The organism is Candidatus Similichlamydia epinepheli (assembly GCF_003056015.1).
The window spans coordinates 1-2,672 of record NZ_PPEU01000092.1 but is presented as its reverse complement, the minus strand read 5'-3'; the positions used below and the strand labels follow the sequence as shown (position 1 = coordinate 2,672).

Below are 2,672 nucleotides of genomic sequence, written 5' to 3'. Positions count from 1 at the left end.
TCGTAGAGATAGTAGAGATGTTCTTTCTCATTTTCCGTATTGTCCGATCGAATGGTCTCTCCTTCATTTTTTTGTTTCTTCAAAAATTGTTCTAAGCATGAAAGGGAAAGTGAGCTTTGAGTTGTTTCAATAAGATCGCGAAGAATTTTTTTACGATCGCCTTCATCATACAATGAAAAAGCATCTGTTTGTTGGATAGTTGTTGTTGGCAAATACGAACGTAAAAGATCGTAGCCTAGGCGATGAAAAGTCCCAATCCAGGCGCCTTCAACTCCTCTGCGTCGAATCCGGAACTGCATTATTCTTGCTGCTTGATTTGTGAATGTGAGTGCGAGAATTTGTGTTGGGCATACGTGATGATGGCGGACCATTCTGCAAAGACGTTCTGTCAAAACGGTTGTTTTACCAGTGCCGGCGCCTGCCAATACGAGAACGGGCCCTTGAACATGAGACAATACATCTTGTTGCTGTGAGTTGAGTTGCATTAGTCTCGTTCTCCAAACGGAATAGAAGGGTGCTGATTATATAAAGTCTTATTTCGATTCATCTAGAATGAAAAAAACTTAGCAGTCGCCTTATTAGCTTGCCAAAAACAAGTTCATTTTCTTGACTGAATTAGTTGATTTTCTCTAAAATTTGGTCTCTCTTTTCCAAGGGAATTGTTCTTTTTAGATCTAAGATGAAACCGTATTGTGGTGGGTGTATGGCGAAGTTACAACCTTTAGGAAGTCGTGTTCTCCTGAAAAGGATTTCTGTACAGTCGAAGGGGGGCATTCTTATTCCTGATTCAGCGAAAGAAAAGCCTGCTGAAGGGATTGTCGTTGCCTGTGCGCAAGGTGATGAAGCTTCGAAGGAATCAGATTTTACGAAGTTAGCAGAAGGAAGTCGTGTTTTATTTTCTTCTTATTCTGGAATGGAAGTGCAATTCGAAGGAGAAGAGTTTGTTGTTGTCTCCTTGAAGGATATTTTGGGTGTTTTGCCTTCTTAAAGGCACTTGTGGGGTATGATATGGTTGAGAAGAAAGTCGTTACGTTAGGTGATGAAGCGCGTCAATCTGTTGTAGAAGGCGCTCGCATTTTATCCCAGATTGTATCAGTCACATTGGGTCCTATGGGCAGGACTGTTATGTTAGGTCGAGGTGATTCAGTTGTGACAACCAAGGATGGTGTTTCTGTCGCAAAGGAGATTGTCTTAAAGGATCCTTTGCAGGATGTGGGTGCTCAACTTCTCAAAGAGATTGCTACTCAGACGGCTGATCTTGCTGGTGATGGGACAACAACAGCTGTTGTTCTTGGGAATGGCGCTCATTGGTCTCCACTTTAGATCCCATACTGCGAACAAACGAACAAACCCGGTCGACAGCGAGCTCTAATTGAAAGTCGGTTTAGAGCTCGCTGTCGACCGGGTTTGTTCGTTTGTTCGCAGTATGGGATCTAAAGTGGAGACCAATGAGCGCCTTGCCCAAGTTGCAACTATTTCCGCGAATAATGATCCGGATATCGGATCTATCATTGCGAAAGCCATCGAAGAGATTGGGAAAGAAGGCGTCATTTCGATTGGAGAAAGTAAGTCGATTGAGACAAGTCTTGAAGTTGTAAAAGGCATGCAATTTTCGAAGGGCTATGTATCTCCCTATTTTGTGACAGATCCAGAGAAAGGTATTTGTGAGCTTTCAGATGCGTTCATTCTTTTGATTGGGAAGAAGGTTGCCTCTGTTGCTGAATTAGTAAAGTTCTTGGAGCGTTTTTCTGAAGTGAAAGGAGGTCGTCCACTTTTGATTGTTGCAGAAGATATTGAATCGGAAGCGATTGCGATGTTGGTTCTCAATAAAGTCAAAGGTGGTTTACCTGTTTGTGCGGTTAAGGCTCCTGATTTTGGTGATCGTCGTAAGCAGAAGTTAGAAGATTTAGCGGTATTGACTGGTGCACAGGTGATTTCTTCTGAAGTGGGTCTTTCCTTAGAAGATGCTGATTTGTCTGTTTTGGGGAAAGCTGGGAAGGTTCGTGTTTCGAAAGAGGATACGACTGTTGTAGAGGGATTAGGCGATCAAGCTTGCATCGAAGAGCGTTGTGAGCAGATTCGTATTTCTTTGGCACAGGCCGATTCTTCTTATGAAAGGGAGGCATTGGCAGAGAGGCTTTCGAAGTTGCAGGATGGTGTGGCAGTGATTCATGTTGGGGCAGCAACGGAAGCAGAAGCACGTGAGAAAAAGGATCGTATTGAGGATGCTCTTCATGCTACTCGTGCAGCCTTGTCGGATGGCATTGTCCCTGGTGGTGGAGTCGCGTTGATTCGCGCTGTTCCTCTTTTGGAAAAACTTGAATCTGAGGTTTCTCCTGAGGTAGCTGTGGGTGTGAGCATTATTCGTCGTGCTTGTTTTGCGCCTGCAAGGCAGATCGCTTCGAATTGTGGTGAAAATGGATCTTTGATTGCAGGTAAGATTTATGAAAGTCAGGATCCACATTGGGGCTACAACGGTCTGACCAATACTTTTGGAAATCTCCTCGAGTTAGCCGTTGTGGATCCTGTGGCTGTTGTGGTTGTGGCTCTTGGGAAAGCTGTTTCTGTTGCAAGTCTTGTGTTGACGAGTGGTTGTGTCATCACAAATGTTCATGATGAGCAAGAAGAAGAATTGGCAGAGCCTGGTTACTAGTTATTCGTTTACCTTGTGT

Annotated in this window: 4 protein-coding genes; 3 read left to right on the top strand and 1 reads right to left on the bottom strand. The window is 43.9% G+C overall.

Annotation, left to right across the window (positions count from 1 at the left end; all coding sequences use genetic code 11):
* The coding region (locus GCCT14_RS04350; RefSeq protein WP_157952607.1) for a UvrD-helicase domain-containing protein at positions 1–485 on the bottom strand (485 nt) is incomplete at its 3' end.
* A 218-nt stretch (positions 486–703) separates the two neighbouring features.
* Between GCCT14_RS04350 and GCCT14_RS04345 the strand changes: the two genes are divergently transcribed.
* The 3 genes from GCCT14_RS04345 to groEL are packed head-to-tail and all read left to right on the top strand — an operon-like array spanning position 704 to position 2,653.
* Positions 704–988, top strand: a complete 285-nt coding sequence (locus tag GCCT14_RS04345; protein ID WP_108624379.1) for a co-chaperone GroES — start codon at positions 704–706, stop codon at positions 986–988.
* 20 nt (positions 989–1,008) lie between these two features.
* Positions 1,009–1,323 (top strand): TCP-1/cpn60 chaperonin family protein, encoded by a 315-nt coding sequence (locus tag GCCT14_RS05555; protein ID WP_204592952.1) that lies wholly within the window; start codon positions 1,009–1,011, stop codon positions 1,321–1,323.
* A gap of 49 nt (positions 1,324–1,372) precedes the next feature.
* Entirely contained in the window at positions 1,373–2,653 is a 1,281-nt protein-coding gene (groEL, locus tag GCCT14_RS04340) for a chaperonin GroEL (protein ID WP_204592951.1), read from the top strand.
* The last annotated feature ends 19 nt before the right edge of the window (positions 2,654–2,672 follow it).